The 15,366-nt window shown below is 73.1% G+C and carries 17 protein-coding genes; 11 read left to right on the top strand and 6 right to left on the bottom strand.

All coding sequences use genetic code 11. From position 1 onward, the window contains the following. The first annotated feature begins 11 nt into the window (after positions 1-11). A complete protein-coding gene (locus AC07FJ_RS02795) occupies positions 12-533 on the top strand; it encodes a DUF4240 domain-containing protein (RefSeq protein WP_468295924.1) in 522 nt (173 codons plus the stop codon). Between the two features lie 16 nt (positions 534-549). Here AC07FJ_RS02795 and AC07FJ_RS02790 read toward each other — a convergent pair whose 3' ends face one another. Beyond that, positions 550-1,323 (bottom strand): SDR family NAD(P)-dependent oxidoreductase, encoded by a 774-nt coding sequence (locus AC07FJ_RS02790; RefSeq protein ID WP_479044550.1) that lies wholly within the window; start codon positions 1,321-1,323, stop codon positions 550-552. An 87-nt stretch (positions 1,324-1,410) separates the two neighbouring features. On the opposite strand from AC07FJ_RS02790, the gene AC07FJ_RS02785 reads away from it, so the two are divergent. Next, positions 1,411-2,037: a TetR family transcriptional regulator gene (locus AC07FJ_RS02785; protein WP_479044548.1), complete on the top strand. Its 627-nt coding sequence runs from the start codon at positions 1,411-1,413 to the stop codon at positions 2,035-2,037. Here AC07FJ_RS02785 and AC07FJ_RS02780 read toward each other — a convergent pair. Then, positions 2,024-2,545: an N-acetyltransferase family protein gene (locus tag AC07FJ_RS02780; protein WP_479044546.1), complete on the bottom strand. Its 522-nt coding sequence runs from the start codon at positions 2,543-2,545 to the stop codon at positions 2,024-2,026. The two genes, AC07FJ_RS02785 and AC07FJ_RS02780, sit on opposite strands and share 14 nt — an antisense overlap. 44 nt (positions 2,546-2,589) lie before the next feature. Between AC07FJ_RS02780 and AC07FJ_RS02775 the strand changes: the two genes are divergently transcribed. Beyond that, complete coding sequence (locus tag AC07FJ_RS02775) at positions 2,590-3,474, top strand: TIGR01777 family oxidoreductase (protein ID WP_479044544.1); 885 nt, start codon at positions 2,590-2,592, stop codon at positions 3,472-3,474. A gap of 453 nt (positions 3,475-3,927) precedes the next feature. Then, positions 3,928-5,307 (top strand): NAD(P)/FAD-dependent oxidoreductase, encoded by a 1,380-nt coding sequence (locus AC07FJ_RS02770; protein ID WP_479044543.1) that lies wholly within the window; start codon positions 3,928-3,930, stop codon positions 5,305-5,307. A 19-nt stretch (positions 5,308-5,326) separates the two neighbouring features. Here the strand turns inward: AC07FJ_RS02770 and AC07FJ_RS02765 are convergent, their stop codons facing one another. Beyond that, positions 5,327-6,781 carry an NsdA family TPR-like regulatory protein gene (locus AC07FJ_RS02765; RefSeq protein WP_361414359.1) on the bottom strand — a complete coding sequence of 485 codons (1,455 nt, stop codon included), beginning with the start codon at positions 6,779-6,781 and terminating at the stop codon, positions 5,327-5,329. Positions 6,782-7,046: 265 nt separating this feature from the next. On the opposite strand from AC07FJ_RS02765, the gene lipB reads away from it, so the two are divergent. From lipB to AC07FJ_RS02745, 4 genes are all read left to right on the top strand, one after another. Continuing rightward, positions 7,047-7,847, top strand: a complete 801-nt coding sequence (gene lipB, locus AC07FJ_RS02760; RefSeq protein WP_479044541.1) for a lipoyl(octanoyl) transferase LipB — start codon at positions 7,047-7,049, stop codon at positions 7,845-7,847. A 131-nt stretch (positions 7,848-7,978) separates the two neighbouring features. Further along, positions 7,979-8,932, top strand: a complete 954-nt coding sequence (gene lipA, locus AC07FJ_RS02755) for a lipoyl synthase (RefSeq protein WP_361414355.1) — start codon at positions 7,979-7,981, stop codon at positions 8,930-8,932. A 310-nt stretch (positions 8,933-9,242) separates the two neighbouring features. After that, positions 9,243-9,494: an SCO2195 family GlnR-regulated protein gene (locus AC07FJ_RS02750; RefSeq protein WP_361414353.1), complete on the top strand. Its 252-nt coding sequence runs from the start codon at positions 9,243-9,245 to the stop codon at positions 9,492-9,494. A 10-nt stretch (positions 9,495-9,504) separates the two neighbouring features. Continuing rightward, complete coding sequence (locus tag AC07FJ_RS02745) at positions 9,505-10,209, top strand: DUF4191 domain-containing protein (RefSeq protein ID WP_479044540.1); 705 nt, start codon at positions 9,505-9,507, stop codon at positions 10,207-10,209. A gap of 85 nt (positions 10,210-10,294) precedes the next feature. On the opposite strand, the gene AC07FJ_RS02740 is transcribed toward AC07FJ_RS02745, so the two are convergent. Beyond that, positions 10,295-10,765: an RDD family protein gene (locus AC07FJ_RS02740; RefSeq protein WP_479044537.1), complete on the bottom strand. Its 471-nt coding sequence runs from the start codon at positions 10,763-10,765 to the stop codon at positions 10,295-10,297. Positions 10,766-10,974: 209 nt separating this feature from the next. Here AC07FJ_RS02740 and glnA point away from each other — a divergent pair, with 209 nt between their 5' ends. Then, the gene (gene glnA, locus AC07FJ_RS02735; RefSeq protein WP_361414348.1) at positions 10,975-12,384 is read left to right on the top strand and encodes a type I glutamate--ammonia ligase; all 1,410 of its coding nucleotides are present in this window, start codon (positions 10,975-10,977) and stop codon (positions 12,382-12,384) included. An 86-nt stretch (positions 12,385-12,470) separates the two neighbouring features. Here glnA and AC07FJ_RS02730 read toward each other — a convergent pair whose 3' ends face one another. Both AC07FJ_RS02730 and AC07FJ_RS02725 read right to left on the bottom strand, forming a co-directional pair. Continuing rightward, positions 12,471-13,649 carry a winged helix DNA-binding domain-containing protein gene (locus tag AC07FJ_RS02730; protein ID WP_479044535.1) on the bottom strand — a complete coding sequence of 393 codons (1,179 nt, stop codon included), beginning with the start codon at positions 13,647-13,649 and terminating at the stop codon, positions 12,471-12,473. 64 nt (positions 13,650-13,713) lie between these two features. After that, positions 13,714-13,989 (bottom strand): hypothetical protein, encoded by a 276-nt coding sequence (locus tag AC07FJ_RS02725; RefSeq protein ID WP_468295353.1) that lies wholly within the window; start codon positions 13,987-13,989, stop codon positions 13,714-13,716. A gap of 156 nt (positions 13,990-14,145) precedes the next feature. On the opposite strand from AC07FJ_RS02725, the gene AC07FJ_RS02720 reads away from it, so the two are divergent. Together AC07FJ_RS02720 and AC07FJ_RS02715 are read left to right on the top strand one after the other, a co-directional pair. Next, positions 14,146-14,508, top strand: a complete 363-nt coding sequence (locus tag AC07FJ_RS02720; protein ID WP_479044533.1) for an arsenate reductase family protein — start codon at positions 14,146-14,148, stop codon at positions 14,506-14,508. 102 nt (positions 14,509-14,610) lie between these two features. Beyond that, entirely contained in the window at positions 14,611-15,351 is a 741-nt protein-coding gene (locus tag AC07FJ_RS02715) for an RlpA-like double-psi beta-barrel domain-containing protein (protein WP_479044531.1), read from the top strand. Positions 15,352-15,366: the final 15 nt, after the last annotated feature.

Below are 15,366 nucleotides of genomic sequence, written 5' to 3'. Positions count from 1 at the left end.
CTGGTCCCGTGATGGACGAGACGGAGTTCTGGGAGATCATCGACACCACGCGCGAGGCCGCCGAGGGCGACCCCGAGGACCACGCCGAGCTGCTGGTGGAGAGACTGCTGCAGCTCGACCCCGACTCCGTGCTGGACTTCGCCCGGCACTTCGAGGCGCGGTACAACCGCGCCTACACCTGGGACCTGTGGGGCGCGGCCGCCGTGCTGCTGGGCGGCGCGAGCGACGACGCCTTCGACTACTTCCGCTGCTGGCTGATCGGCCAGGGCCGGGAGGTGTTCGAGGGCGCGGTGCACGACCCGGACGCGCTCGCCGAGCTCCTCGACGAGTTCGACGAGGAGATCGACGGGGACGGCGAGGAGCTGGGGTACGCGGCGGACGAGGCGTACGAGCAGTTGACCGGGACCGTCGCGCCGGACCTGGGCATCCCGCCCCAGCCGCCGGAGCCGGAGGGCACGCCGTTCGACTTCGACGACGACGCGGCGCTGGAGGAGCGGTTCCCCCGGCTCTGGGAGCGCTTCGGCGGCCTGTGACCGAGGAGTCCGGCGGTCAGAAGTGGGTGCCGCCGTCGATGCGGATCTCGGTGCCGGTGATGAAGGCCCCGTCCTCGGAGCCGAGCATCGCGACGACCCCGGCGACGGTCTCCGGGCCGGCGAAGCCCTGCCCGATGGCCGGGGCCAGCTTGGCGAAGAGGCTCATGTCGGCGTCCTCGGGCAGGCCGGGTCCGGTACCGGTGGTCATGCCGGAGGCGATGGAGCCGGGCGCGACGCACACCGCGCGCAGGCCCTGCTTGCTGTACTCGCTCGCGATGGCGTGGGTCATCGACTGGATGCCGCCCTTGGAGGCCGCGTACGCCGCCATGTAGGGGTGGGCGAAGCTCGCCGAGGTGGACGAGAAGTTGACGACGACCGGGCGGTCGCCGTCGAGCAGGGTCGGGAGGGCCTCGCGGATCACCAGGAAGGTGCCCGTGAGGTTGACCGCGATGACCCGCTCGAAGAGGTCGAGCGTCGTCTTGTGGGTGTGCTCGGAGCGCAGGATCCCGGCGGCGTTGACGAGCACGTCCAGCCCGCCGAGCGTCCCGGTCGCGGCGGCGACCCCGGCGCGTACGGCGGCTTCGTCGGAGACGTCCAGGAGGGCGGTGGTGAGCCGGTCCGCGGCGAAGGCCGCGGCGGCCTGTGCGTACGTCTCCTTCAGCCCGGTCTCGTCGACGTCCACGGCGAAGACCCGGCCGCCCTCGGCCAGTATCCGGTGGACGGTGGCCCGGCCGATGCCGGAGCCGGCGCCCGTGACGAGGACGCGTCGGTTCTCATAGCGCTGCACCATGGCGTCACGGTACGCCTCAGTGGCACGTTTTGCCATCAGCCGTCATGGCTCCGGCGGTGGGGGCGCCCCGACGTACGCTGAACCCCGATGAGCACCAAGCCCGCCTCGCTGACCGAGCGCCGCAAGGCCGCGACCCAGATGGACATCGCCCGCGCGGCCGCGGAGCTCTTCGCCGAGCGCGGCCCGGACGGCACCACGGCCGAGGAGATCGCCCACCGGGCGGGGGTCGCGCTGCGCACCTTCTACCGGTACTTCCGCAACAAGCAGGACGCCGTCGCCCCGCTCCTCGCCGGCGGCGCCGACCGCTGGCGCGCGCGCCTCGCGGCGGCCGAGCCCGGCGCCGTACCCCTGCGGGAGGCGCTGGAGCGGTCGATCACCGAGGCCCTGTCCGTACCGGACGGGTCGGCGGCCGAGGGGCTGCGCTGGACGCGCGGGCTGCTGCGGGCGGCCGCCGGGGACCCGGCGCTGCGGGCGGTCTGGTACCGCGCGAACCAGGAGTCGGAGCAGCGGCTGCGGCCGGTGCTGGCCGCGCTGGCGGGCGAGGGCGCGGACCCGCTGGAGGTGCGGCTGGCGGCGGCCGCCGCGACGGACGCCATCAGGGTGGCGCTGGAGGAGTGGGCGGGGACGGACGCGCCCCCGCAGGAGGCGGCCGCGCTCGCGGCGCGCTGCCTGCGCGAGCTGACCGGCGGGATGCGGCTGTTCAGCCCCCGCTGAGCAGGGCGCGCCCCATGAGGACGTCGTCGACGTACCGCCCGTCCAGGTGGAACTCGCCCGGCAGGACCCCTTCGACGGCGAAGCCCTCCGCCTCGTACAGCCGGCGCGCGGGCGTGTTGTGGCCCAGGACGCGCAGCGTCACGCGGGTGGCGCCCTGGCGGCGCGCCTCGTCGCACGCCGCGCGCAGCAGCGCCCGGCCGACCCCGGCGCCGCGCGCCCAGGCGGCGACGGCGAGGCCCTGGATCTGCCGCACGTGCGCGTTGCAGGCGAGGCGGGTGGGCGGCACGATCCGTATGTATCCGGCCAGGCGGCCGTCGTCCGCCTCGGCGACCAGATAGTCGTCGGGGCGGTGGTGGGAGTCGAAGAAGGGGTCGTACGGCGGGTGCGGCCTGGGCACCACGGCGTGCAGCGGCGACCAGACGGCCCGGTCCAGCTCGCCGAGCGGCCCGGCGTCGGCCGGGCGGGCGGTACGGATGCGCGGGGGCGTACGCGCGTACGAGTCGGTCATGGCGGTCACTGTGCCATGCGGCCCCCTCGGGGCAGGATGTGCCCATGCGTATCGCCATCACCGGCTCCACGGGCCTCATCGGCTCCGCCCTCCTCCGCTCCCTGCGCGCGGACGGCCACGACGTCGTCCGCCTCGTCCGGCGCCCGGCGCGCGCCGGCGACGAGGTGGAGTGGGACCCCCGGCGCCAGTACGTCGACGCCGCGGGCCTCGTCGGCTGCGACGCCGTCGTCCACCTGGCGGGCGCGGGCGTCGGCGAGCGGCGCTGGACGGAGGCGTACAAGCGCGAGATCCGTGACAGCCGGGTCCTCGGTACGGCGGCGATCGCGGAGGCCGTCGCCTCCCTGGACACCCCGCCCCGGGTCCTGCTGTGCGGTACGGCGCTCGGCTACTACGGGGACACCGGCACACGCGCGGTGGACGAGTCGGCGCCCGCGGGCGACGGTTTCCTGCCGTCCGTCTGCGTCGAGTGGGAGGAGGCCGCGTCGGCGGCCGAGGAGGCGGGCATCCGCGTCGCCTACGCCCGTACCGGCCTGGTCGTCGCCCGCGAGGGCGGCGCGTGGGGGCGCCTCTTCCCGCTGTTCCGCGCGGGGCTCGGCGGACGGCTGGGCTCGGGCCGGCAGTACTGGAGCTACATCTCCCTGCACGACGAGGTGGCGGCCCTGCGGCACATCCTGGACACCGAGTCCCTCTCCGGCCCGGTGAACCTGACGGCCCCGGACCCCGTCACCAACCGCGAGGTCGCCGCCGCGATGTCCCGCGTCCTGCGCCGCCCGGCCGTCCTCCACGTCCCCGCCCCGGCGCTGCGGATCGCCCTCGGCGACTTCGCGGCGGACGTCCTGGGCAGCCAGCGGGTGCTGCCGGGCCGCCTCCTGGAGTCGGGGTTCCGCTTCGCCTTCCCGACGATCGACGGCGCGATCGCGGCGGCGTGAGCCGTGAAACCAGCGTGACCGGCGTGTACCCGTGCCCGCGAGGCGGCGCAACCGGCGTGTACCCGGTGCCCGCGAGGCGGCGCGGGGCCGTTCCCCTCGCCCTTCGCCCGTGACCCTCGGGCAAGCCATGCCGCGCCTCCGCCCTTCCCCCGAGCACCAAAGGCGAGTGAGCCGAAGGGGCGCGGCGGTGTCGAAAGGGAGAACGCGCGGAGGTTCCGAGGAACGAGGAACCGAGCACGATCGACCGTCGACACCGCCTTAAGCGCCCCGGAGGCGAACCGAGCCCTCAAAAGAAAGAACGCCCGTGCGACCCCCGTGCACCGGTGAACCCCCGTGCGCGCGACTGACCGGTAGGTGCCGGGACTCCTACGCTCGGGCCGACTCGGGCATTCCGTCGCCCCGTTGAGGGCATGAGCCCCCCACGCACCGAACCGCCACCCCGGGGAGGGACACGTGCTCAAGCAGGAGCAGCACGCGGACGTCGTGATCGTAGGAGCCGGGCTCGCGGGTCTGGCCGCGGCTCATCAGCTGGTCAGGGCAGGACTGACGGTCAGTGTCCTGGAGGCCGCCCCTCGGGTCGGCGGACGGATGGGTACCGAGGACGTCGACGGGTTCCGGCTCGACCGGATCGGGCCGCTGCTCAGTACGGCCTGTCCGGAGCTGCGCCGGGTGCCGGGTCTCGACGGCGCGGCGCTGCGGGCGTTCCGGCCGGGGGTCGTGGTGCACAGTGACGGCAGGCTGCACCGGATGGCGGCGGCCCGTACGGGCGAGACCCGCGCCGTGGAGCTCCGCACCGCCGAGCTCGGCGCCGCGGGGAGCGCGAGGGGTGGGGCGCTCACACGGGCGCGGGCCCTCGCGCACGCGCCCCGCACGCTGGACCAGGCCCGGCTGGGCGCGGCGCTGGGGCGGCTGGCGACGACGCCGACCGCGCGGCTGCTGGCCCGGCGGGAGCTGTCGGCGGCGCTGGCCCCGGGTGCGGGCGCGGCGGGGCGCGGGCTGCCACCGCGTACCGTGAACCGGTTCCTGCGGCCGCTGCTGTCGGCGCTGCTCGGCGACCCGGACCTCACCGCGACCTCCAGCCGCGCCGCCGACCTCGCTTTGCGCGGCTTCGCGCGCGGGCGGCTGTGCGTGCCGGCGGGCGGGGCCGCGACGCTGCCGGAGCGCCTGGCGGCGGCGCTGCCGCCGGGCACGGTGAAGACGGGCGTCCACGTCAAGGACGCGTCGATCAACCGGGTCGTCACCGCCGAGCACGGGGAGCTGGCGTGCCGTTCGCTGCTGGTGGCCACGGGCGCCCGCGCCGCCGCCGAACTGCTGCCGGGGCTGCGCGTGCCGGACTTCCACCCGGTGACGGTGGTGCACCACACCGCGCCCGCGCCCCCGGCGGCCGAGCCGGCGGCGCTGCTGCTCGACGCGGACCGCACGGGCCCGGTGGCGTACACCGCCGTCATGAGCGAGGTCGATCCGTCGCGGGCGCCGCAGGGCCGGGTGCTGGTCTCCTCGACGGTGCTCGGCGCGCCGCCGGACGGCCTGGAGGAGCGGGTGCTCAGGCAGTTGGCGGGGCTGTACGGGGTGGGCACGGCGGACTGGGAGCTGCTGGCGGTGCACCACGATCCGGAGGCCGTCGTGGCCATGCCGCCTCCGCACGATCCGCGCCGGCCCGTACGGCTGCTGGCGGGGCTGTACGTCTGCGGCGACCACCGGGACTCGGGCACCGTGCAGGGGGCCCTGTCGTCGGGCCGCCGCGCCGCTCAGGCGGTGCTGCGGGACCTGGGGGTCCCCGGTGACCGGCCGGGGGACGACCGGGTGACGGAGGAGAGCCGCGCGGCCGCGTGACCCCGTCGGGGGCCCGGGCTCAGAGGCCCATGGCGCCGACCCGGTCGCGGTAGGTGCGTACGGCCACGGCGTCCTTGTACGGCTCCAGGCGGCGTTCGAAGTCGCGTACGTACTCGACGGCGCGGGCGGAGCGGATCTCCGACGCCTGCTGGGCGGCCTCCGCGCCCAGTGCGCACGCGTGGTCGAGTTCGCCGAGGCCGAGCCGGGATGTGGCGAGGACGACGCGGCAGAAGAGGCGGCTGCGGGCGAAGGCGGGGGCGCGCAGCTGGAGGGCGCGCTCCGCGTGCTGGACGGCGGCGCGGTACTGCTGGAGGTCCCGGTGGCAGTGCGCGGCGTCGTCGGCGAGCTCCGCCTCGTCGAAGAACCGCGCCCAGTACGGGACGTCGTCGCCGGGCCGGGCCCCTTCCAGCGCCCGCTCGGCGCGCACGAGGGCGGCGGTGCAGGCCCGGACCTCGCCGAGGACGGCGTGACCCCGGGCCTCGACGGCGTGCAGCAGCGCCTGGACGACGGGCGGCGCGGCGGAGCCGACGCCTTGTTGGGCCACGCGCGCGAGCTGCACGGCCTCGCGCCCGTGGCCGAGGTAGACGGCCTGGCGGCTCATGGTGATCAGGACGTACGAGCCGTACGCGCGGTCGCCGGCGGCCTGGGAGAGCCGCAGCGCCTGCACGAAGTACCGCTGGGCGAGCCCGTGGGCGGCGATGTCGTACGAGGTCCAGCCGGCGAGCCGGGTGAGGTCGGCGGCCGCGGCGAACAGTCTTCGCCCGACGGTCTCGCCGTAGACGCCGCGCAGCATGGGTTCGGCCTCGTGCTCCAGGTAGCGGACGAGGGCCTGGCGGGCGTGGCCGCCGCCGTACGCGTGGTCGAGGCTGCGGAAGAGCTCGCCGACGGAGCGCAGGGCGGCGACGTCGCCGCCGGTGACGCGCTGGCCGGGGGTCCGGTCGGTGGTGCGCTGGCGGGGCACGGAGGCACGCCCCTGGGCGGGTACGCGGGGCTCCGGGGCCTGGGCCTGCGGGGGCTCGCCGCGGGCGACGCGCTCGTCGGCGCGGCCGATGAGCCAGTCGCGGCTGGGGACGACGAGCCCGGCCGGGGTGAAGGCGATCTTGCGGAGCTCGGCGTGGCTGCCGGAGTCCTTGCGCCACAGGCCGCTGACGATGTCGACGGCCTCCTCGGGCGTGGCCGCGAACTCCAGCCCGGCGTACACGGGCGCGCAGGCGTCGAGCCCGAGGTCCTGGGCGGACAGCCGTCGCCCCAGACGCCGGGTGAACACCTCGGCGATCAGCGCGGGGGTGGTGCCGCGCGGCTGCTGGCCGCGCAGCCAGCGGGTGACCGAGGTCTTGTCGTACCGCAGGTCGAGGCCGTGTTCGAGCCCGAGCTGGTCGACCCGTCGGGCCAGACCCGCGTTGGAGAAGCCGGCCTCGGCGATGAGGGCGGCGAGCTGCCGGTTGGGGGTGCGCTGCGGGGGACGATCCGTCATCAGGTGTGCGGTCTCCTGCCTTGCCTTACGGGCGGGGTGCCGACTCCCCCTTGAAACACGAAACGGCGGAACGGCGCGAATTTAACTGCCCTGGACGTCCGTACCGCCACCTTCGCCCCACATTCATCCGATCGTGTGAGGATTGGGCCCGGCACTGACGCCCGACCGTCCGGAAGGCGGGCCGAGCGACCTGCCCGACCGCGACGACGGGTGCCGCCGTACAGTGGCGAGGGCGCGATCCGCACACGAGAGGGAGGCGTACGCCGTGAGTGAGCTGCGATTCGTCCATCTGGGATTCGGCGAGGAAGCCGTCGAGTACCAGAAGGCGTGGGACAAGCAGCGTGAGATCCACGCCGCTCGCTTCGCGGACGAGATCCCGGACACCTGCCTGCTGCTGGAGCACCCGCCCGTCTACACCGCGGGGCGGCGCACGGCCGAGAACGAGCGCCCCCTGGACGGGACGCCGGTCGTCGACGTGGACCGCGGCGGCAAGATCACCTGGCACGGCCCCGGTCAGCTCGTCGGTTACCCGATCATGAAGCTCCCGCGTCCGGTGGACGTGGTGGCGCACGTACGCCGCCTGGAAGAGGCGCTGATCCGCACGGCGGCCGAGTTCGGCGTGGAGACCACCCGGGTCGAGGGCCGCAGCGGCGTGTGGGTGCTGGGCGACCCGGTGGAGCAGCGCCCCGCGCTCGGCGGGCTCTCGCTGGACTTCGACCCCCGGCTGCAGGACGACGAGTTCGACCCGCGCCTGAACGGCCCGGAGTACGCCCCGTCCAACGCCGGCCAGCGCCGCGAGGACCGCAAGCTGGCGGCGATCGGCATCCGGGTCGCCAAGGGCGTGACGATGCACGGCTTCTCCTTCAACGTGAACCCGGACAACACCTGGTTCGACCGGATCGTGCCGTGCGGCATCCGCGACGCGGGCGTCACGTCGCTGGCGGAGGAGCTGGGCCGGGACGTGACCATCGCGGACGTCCTGCCGGTGGCGGAGAAGCACCTGCGGGACGTGCTGGAGAACGCGGAGCTGAAGCCGCGCGCGGTGGAGAAGACGGCCGCCGCCTAGGGGCCGACCGGGCGGGAATGCCGTGCACTGGCCAAAGGGTTGGCCCGACGTAACGACAGCCGCAACGAGGCCACACTTTTATCGGGCGTACCCTGGTGTTCGCCGAGGAATCGAAGCCGTAGGAGCCAGCCGTGTCCGCAGTCGCACCCGACGGACGCAAGATGCTGCGCCTGGAGGTCCGGAACAGCCAGACCCCCATCGAGCGCAAGCCCGAGTGGATCAAGACCCGGGCGAAGATGGGCCCCGAGTACAACCAGCTCCAGAAGCTCGTCAAGAGCGAGGGACTGCACACGGTCTGCCAGGAGGCGGGCTGTCCGAACATCTTCGAGTGCTGGGAGGACCGCGAGGCGACCTTCCTCATCGGCGGTGACCAGTGCACCCGGCGCTGTGACTTCTGCCAGATCGACACGGGCAAGCCGCAGGCGCTGGACCGTGACGAGCCGCGCCGCGTGGGCGAGTCGGTCGTCGCGATGGACCTGAACTACGCCACCATCACCGGCGTCGCGCGCGACGACCTGGAGGACGGCGGCGCCTGGCTGTACGCGGAGACCGTGCGCCAGATCCACGCGCAGACGGCGGACCGCGCGGCCGGCCGCACCAAGGTCGAGCTGCTGATCCCCGACTTCAACGCCGAGCCCGACCAGCTGGCCGAGGTCTTCTCCGCCCGCCCCGAGGTGCTGGCGCACAACGTCGAGACCGTGCCGCGGATCTTCAAGCGCATCCGCCCCGGCTTCCGTTACGAGCGCTCGCTGCAGGTGATCACCGAGGCCCGCGCGGCCGGCCTGGTCACCAAGTCCAACCTGATCCTCGGCATGGGCGAGACCCGCGAGGAGGTCAGCGAGGCGCTGCAGGACCTGTACGACGCGGGCTGCGAGCTCATCACCATCACCCAGTACCTGCGCCCCTCGGTGCGCCACCACCCGGTGGAGCGGTGGGTGAAGCCGCAGGAGTTCGTGGAGCTGAAGGAGGAGGCCGACGAGATCGGCTACTCCGGCGTCATGTCGGGTCCGCTGGTCCGCTCCTCGTACCGCGCCGGGCGCCTGTTCCAGCAGGCGATGGAGCGCCGGAGCGAAGCCGCCGCCTGAGCGCGCCCGTGCGCCGGCGGCGTGTGAATCCGCGCACAAGCGACGACCGGTCGACGACCGGCGGATGACCGGCCGGTGACGGCCGATTCGACGCGGCCCGTACGTCCCCGCAGGTCGGGGCGGGTACGGGCCGCGTCGGCGTTCTCCGGGGGCGGGCGCGACGGGGCCCGGTCGCGGCGTGAACGTTTCATCGCGGTTTGACCGGCCCGCCATGCCTTGGTAACACCAGTCTGTGATGCTGTTCGTACGCACCGCACACAGCAGTCACCCAATGCTCCCGCCGAACCCGCTCCGAGGGGGGACCCACACCATGGCCCACGAGGTACGCGAGGTACGAGCCCACGCGTTCCCGTCCATCTCGTCCATCCCGCCGATCCCGGCCGTCCCGACCGTCACCGGCGCCCTGCGGACCCTGGAGGCGCTGCTGCTCGGCGCGGGCCAGCGCACGGCCCGCCGCAACGCCTGGACGTCGGTCCTGGAGGACCGCCGCCGGGCCCGCGACCGGGTCGAGGCCGAGCACGTACTGGAGGCGGTGTCGGGCCGCACTTCCTCCGCCACGTAAACTTCACAGCATGGCGAGGAAGGCAAACTCAGACGGCGCTGACGCCGCTGCGAACCCCGGGCGACTGAAGCAGATCGCCCTGACGTACAAGATGACCCGAAAGGCCGATCCGAAGGTCGGGCTTGTCGTCGCGGGCGTGGGGATCGTCGTCTTCGGCGTCCTCCTCGCGATCGGCTTCCTGATCGGCCACCCGATCTACCTCGGGATCCTCGGCTTCCTGCTGGCCTTCCTCGCGATGGCGATCGTCTTCGGGCGGCGCGCCGAGCGGGCGGCCTTCGGGCAGATGGAGGGCCAGCCGGGCGCGGCGGCCGCCGTCCTGCAGAACGTGGGCCGCGGCTGGACGCACACCCCGGCGGTGGCGATGAACCGCAACCAGGACGTGGTCCACCGGGCGGTCGGCAAGGCGGGCATCGTCCTGGTCGGCGAGGGCAACCCGAACCGGCTGCGGCCGCTGCTCGCGGCCGAGAAGAAGCGGATGGCCCGCGTCGTCGACGTCCCCGTGCACGACGTCATCGTCGGCACCGGCGAGGGCCAGGTGCCGCTGAAGAAGCTGCGCGTGACCCTGCTGAAGCTGCCGCGGGTGCTCACGGGCCCGCAGGTGACGCAGGCCAACGACCGGCTGCGCGCGCTCGGGGACCTGATGAGCAACATGCCGCTGCCGAAGGGCCCGATGCCCAAGGGCATGCGGATGCCGCGCGGCGGCCGGATGCGCTAGCCGCGACTGCGACCTACGAAAGAGGGGCGCCCCACCGCCGGCGGTGGGGCGCCCCTCTTTCGTAGGCGTATGCGTGGGCGTACAGTCAGCCGCTCCGGACCTGCACGGCGCGGGAGAGCCGGTCGTGCAGTCCGCGCCCGTCGCGGTCCCAGATCAGCGCGGGGATCGCGAGGCAGAGCAGCATGCTGCGCAGCCACACGCGGAGGAACGGGAGCCGCTCGCCGTCGACGGAGATGACGCGCAGACCGAGGAGACGCTTGCCCGGGGTGCTGCCGATGGTACCGACGGTGAGCACGCTGAGGACGAAGAGCACCACGACGGCCCAGTTGCCGGCCCTGGTCTGGTCACCGGGCGCGATCAGCCCGTATGCGATCACGAGGCACAGGGTCCAGTCGATGAAGAGGGCACCGAAGCGCCGCCCGAGCGGGGCGATGGAGCCCGGCCCCTCCTGCGGCAGGCCGAGGCGTTCACCCCGGTAGCCGAAGTCCGCGCCCATCTCCTCCGCGGCCGCGCGCGGTCCGGAGAGCCACGATCCGATTGCTTGCCTGTTGTCCACGCGACCACGGTACTGTGCCCGCTTTCGATCACTTCGACCCGGGTCCTTGACGTGTTACGCGCGCGTCCGCTGGTTAACTTTCCCGAAACAAATGGGTCATGCCCGAGAAATCCCGGGTACCTAGGGTCGGAACCAGCGTGTGCCACCGCACTGGCCCCACGACCGAGCTGCAACCCCGCCCCTCCCTGGGTGGGAGTAGGAGGAGTTGGATGTTCCAGAACGCCGACGAAGCCCAGAAGTTCATCAAGGACAACGACATCAAGATGGTCGACGTCCGGTTCTGTGACCTTCCGGGTGTGATGCAGCACTTCACGATCCCGGCGACGGCGTTCGACCCGGCCGAGGAGCTCGCGTTCGACGGCTCGTCGATCCGCGGCTTCCAGGCCATCCACGAGTCGGACATGGCGCTGCGCGCCGACCTGTCCACGGCGCGGGTGGACCCCTTCCGCCGTGACAAGACGCTGAACATCAACTTCTTCATCCACGACCCGATCACGGGCGAGCAGTACAGCCGCGACCCGCGCAACATCGCCAAGAAGGCGGAGGCGTACCTCGCCTCCACCGGCATCGCGGACACGGCGTACTTCGGCCCGGAGGCGGAGTTCTACGTCTTCGACTCGGTCCGCTTCGAGACCTCGGCGAACCAGGGCTTCTACCACATCGACTCGGAGGCCGGCGCCTGGAACACCGGTGCCCTCGAGGACAACCGCGGCTACAAGGTCCGCTACAAGGGCGGCTACTTCCCGGCCCCGCCGGTCGACCACTTCGCCGACCTGCGCGCCGAGATCTCCCTGGAGCTGGAGAAGTCCGGCCTCCAGGTCGAGCGCCAGCACCACGAGGTGGGCACCGCCGGTCAGGCCGAGATCAACTACAAGTTCAACACGCTGCTGGCCGCCGCCGACGACCTGATGCTCTTCAAGTACATCGTGAAGAACGTCGCCTGGCGCAACGGCAAGACCGCGACCTTCATGCCGAAGCCGATCTTCGGTGACAACGGCTCCGGCATGCACGTCCACCAGTCGCTGTGGCAGGGCGGCGAGCCGCTCTTCTACGACGAGCAGGGCTACGCGGGCCTCTCGGACACCGCCCGCTACTACATCGGCGGCATCCTCAAGCACGCCCCGTCGCTGCTGGCCTTCACCAACCCGACGGTGAACTCCTACCACCGCCTGGTCCCGGGCTTCGAGGCCCCGGTGAACCTCGTCTACTCGCAGCGCAACCGCTCCGCCGCGATGCGCATCCCGATCACGGGCTCCAACCCGAAGGCCAAGCGCGTCGAGTTCCGCGCCCCGGACCCGTCGTCCAACCCGTACCTGGCCTTCTCGGCCCTGCTGCTGGCGGGCCTCGACGGCATCAAGAACAAGATCGAGCCGGCCGAGCCGATCGACAAGGACCTCTACGAGCTGGCCCCCGAGGAGCACGCGGGCGTCCCGCAGGTCCCGACGGACCTCGCGTCGGTGCTGAACGCGCTGGAGGAGGACAACGAGTACCTCCAGGCGGGTGGCGTCTTCACGTCCGACCTGATCGAGACGTGGATCGACTACAAGCGCACGAAGGAGATCGCCCCGATCCAGCTGCGCCCGCACCCGCACGAGTTCGAGCTGTACTTCGACCTCTAAGCCGGCCCGCACGCCGCGGATCCCGTGCGAAGGCCGCCACCCCCGGAGCGGGGTGGCGGCCTTCGCCGTGTGTCCGTGCCACGCCCTTACGCGGACAGCGCGCGCTCCAGTGGGGTGCGGAAGCGGGGGGTGATGCGCGTGCCGTTGAGCCAGGTGTGGAGGCGGGCCGCTTCCGTCTCGATGGCGGAGGTCGCCTCGCGGCCCGGGTCCGTGAGGAGGCGCCAGGTCGGTTCGCCGGTCGGGCGTTGGGTCCAGGCGCCGATGACGCGGCCGTTCCACCAGATGGTGGGGCCGATGTTGCCGCTGCGGTCGAAGAGCTCGGGGCGGTGGGCCGGGTCGAGGTACCAGTCGCGGTGCTGCCAGCCCATGGGGGTGGGGTCGAGCGCCGGGAGGAAGGCCGCCCAGGGGGCCGGGGGGTCGGTGGGGGACGTGTCGTCGGGCAGGACGTGGCCGGTCGTGTCGTCGTCGAGGTCGACCTCGACCGCTTGGACGGCCTTGAGGGCCTTGCGGACGTCCGTGACCTTCCAGCCCGTCCACCACTTGAGGTCCGCCTCCGTCGCCGGGCCGTACGCCTTCAGCCACCGGCGGACGAGCGCGGCCTGGGCCTCGGCGGGCGGGAGGTCCGGCAGTACGGGGGCGATCGCCCAGCGGAACTGGCTGGAGGTCCAGGAGCCCAGCGGGCGGGAGCGGACGACGCGGTTCTCGGTGCCGAGGAGCCGCAGCAGGCGCGTGGTGACGCTCTGCTTGGTCTCGTACGCGGTGCCGGGGGCGTACACGAACTGTTCGCGCAGGCGGGGTTCTTCGGCGGCGAGTTCCGCGGCGGTGGCCTCGCCGAGGCGGGCCAGGGCCGCGAGGGTGGACTCCTCGACGTCCGCCAGCCACGCCCCGTCGAGGGAGCTGCCCGCCGTCAGCTGCTTGAGGAGGTTGGCCCGCTCGCGGGCGGCGACCGCGTGCGTGGTGGAGGACTGGACGACGGGCGCGAGGTCCGTGGGCACCACGAAGACGGTGTGGCGCATTCCGTGCATACGGACCAGGGTGCGGTCCTCGTACAGCGCCCGCTCCATGGCGGCCACCGGGCCGGCCGGGTCGGTGAGCCGGGCGCCCACCGCCAGGTACACGGTGGCCGGGTCGGTGCCGTGCAGGGCGGTGAGCGAGCGCGCCACCTCCTCGGCCGTGGCCGCGCGGGCGGCGGGCGCCAGGTGGTGGCGCACGGCGAGACGCCGACGGCGCTCCTCGGCGGTCATACGGGGGCGGGTGCTCGTCATGTGAGGGTCCTCAGCCAGCGGGAGCATGGGCCCGCCGCCCCGGGAGGGGCGGCGGGAGAGGGGTTCAGCGGCCGGAGCGGATCAGGGTGCGCACCATCCGGCAGGTGGCGTCGGACGGGGCGTGCATGTCGAGGCGCGCCGCCGTGCTGCGTATCGTGTCGTCGTCGGCCTTGGACGGGTGGTAGACGCCCGAGTCCAGCAGGGCGATCGCCAGGCGCATGGCCTTGAGGCGGCGGTTGTGGGAGACGTACCACTCGCGGGGCCGGCCCGCCGGCAGTGGCTTCTTCTGCAGAGGCTTCCAGGGTTCGAGGGGCAGTGTCCGGACCGTGGCGACAGCCATCGGCGACCTCCTGGTACGCGGTGTGGGGGCCCTCCCCCGGGCCCTCACGAACTACCTGAATTTTACCGGCCACCACTGACAACCGGCCCTGTCCGACGGGGCTTCGCAGGGGGCTCCGCCCGGGTTTCCGGTGGTGCGGCGGGTACGGTGACGGGCATGGAGATCTGGATCAATCCGGCCTGTTCCAAGTGCCGTGGCGCCCTGAAGCTGCTCGACGAGGAGGGCGCCGAGTACACCGTCCGCCGCTACCTGGAGGACGTGCCCTCCGCGGACGAGATCCGCGACGTACTGGACCGGCTCGGCCTGGAGCCGTGGGACATCACCCGCACCCAGGAGGCCGCCGCCAAGGAGCTCGGCCTGAAGGAGTGGCCGCGCGACGCCGGTGCGCGTGAGCGCTGGATCACGGCGCTGGTGGAGCACCCGAAGCTGATCCAGCGTCCGATCATCACGGCCGACGACGGCACGGCGGTGGTGGGCCGCACCGACGAGGCGGTGCGGGACGCAATCGGCCGTTCCTGAGGGGCGGTTGAGCAGATTCCGCTTGCTACTCGTACGTAGGGGCACACACGGAACCGATCCGGCCGCCGTTCCCCCGTGCGGCCGGGGACAGGAGCCCCCCACGTGTCACGCGGAAAGACCCTCAGCGGGAAGAAGAAACTCGCCCTCCTCATCAGTGCCGTCGCGATGGTCGGCGGTACGGCGGTGGTGATGACCGGGACCAGCCAGGCGTCCGTCGCCTGTGACGGGCTCGCGACCGCGCTGGGCAACAACGAGCAGTTCATCGCCGGTCAGCGCGCCAACCCTGACGCCCAGTCGGAGGCCCGGATCGCCAACCGGCTGGCGGTGATCGAGGAGATCAAGCGCAAGCAGGCCGCCTCCGGGTGCGAGGTGGGGCAGGGCAGCGCCGCCGCAGGCAAGGGCGGGGCCGGCGGTGGCGCCGCCGACAAGGGTGGTGCCGGCGCTGGTGCCGGTGGAGCCCAGGCCGGCGGCCAGGCCCCGGGAGCCGGAGCCGGTGGTGCCCAGGCCGGCGGCCAGGCCCCGGGAGCCGGGGCCGCTGCCGGAGCAGGTGCGGGTGCCGGGCAGGGCGGGCAGCAGGGCGGTGGTGGTGCCGTCGGCGAGGTCGTCTGCGCCGGGTCCACGGTGACCCTCTCCGGCGAGGGCGGCGCCCCCGCCGCCTCCAGCAACCAGTTCCCCATCGGCACCAAGCTCAAGGTGACCAACCTCGACAACAACAAGTCCACCACCGTCGAGGTCACCGCCCTCTCCGGCAGCTGCGCCCTGCTGAACAACGCCGCGTTCGAGCAGGTCCGCGAGCCCGGCAAGTTCCTGATCCGCAAGGCCCGGATCGAACGCGTGGGCTGACAAAAGCCCGAGCCG

It is taken from the genome of Streptomyces sp. NPDC045998 (assembly GCF_056430285.1).
The sequence above is the reverse complement of the archived record's forward strand: the minus strand, read 5'-3'. Positions and strand labels throughout refer to the sequence as shown.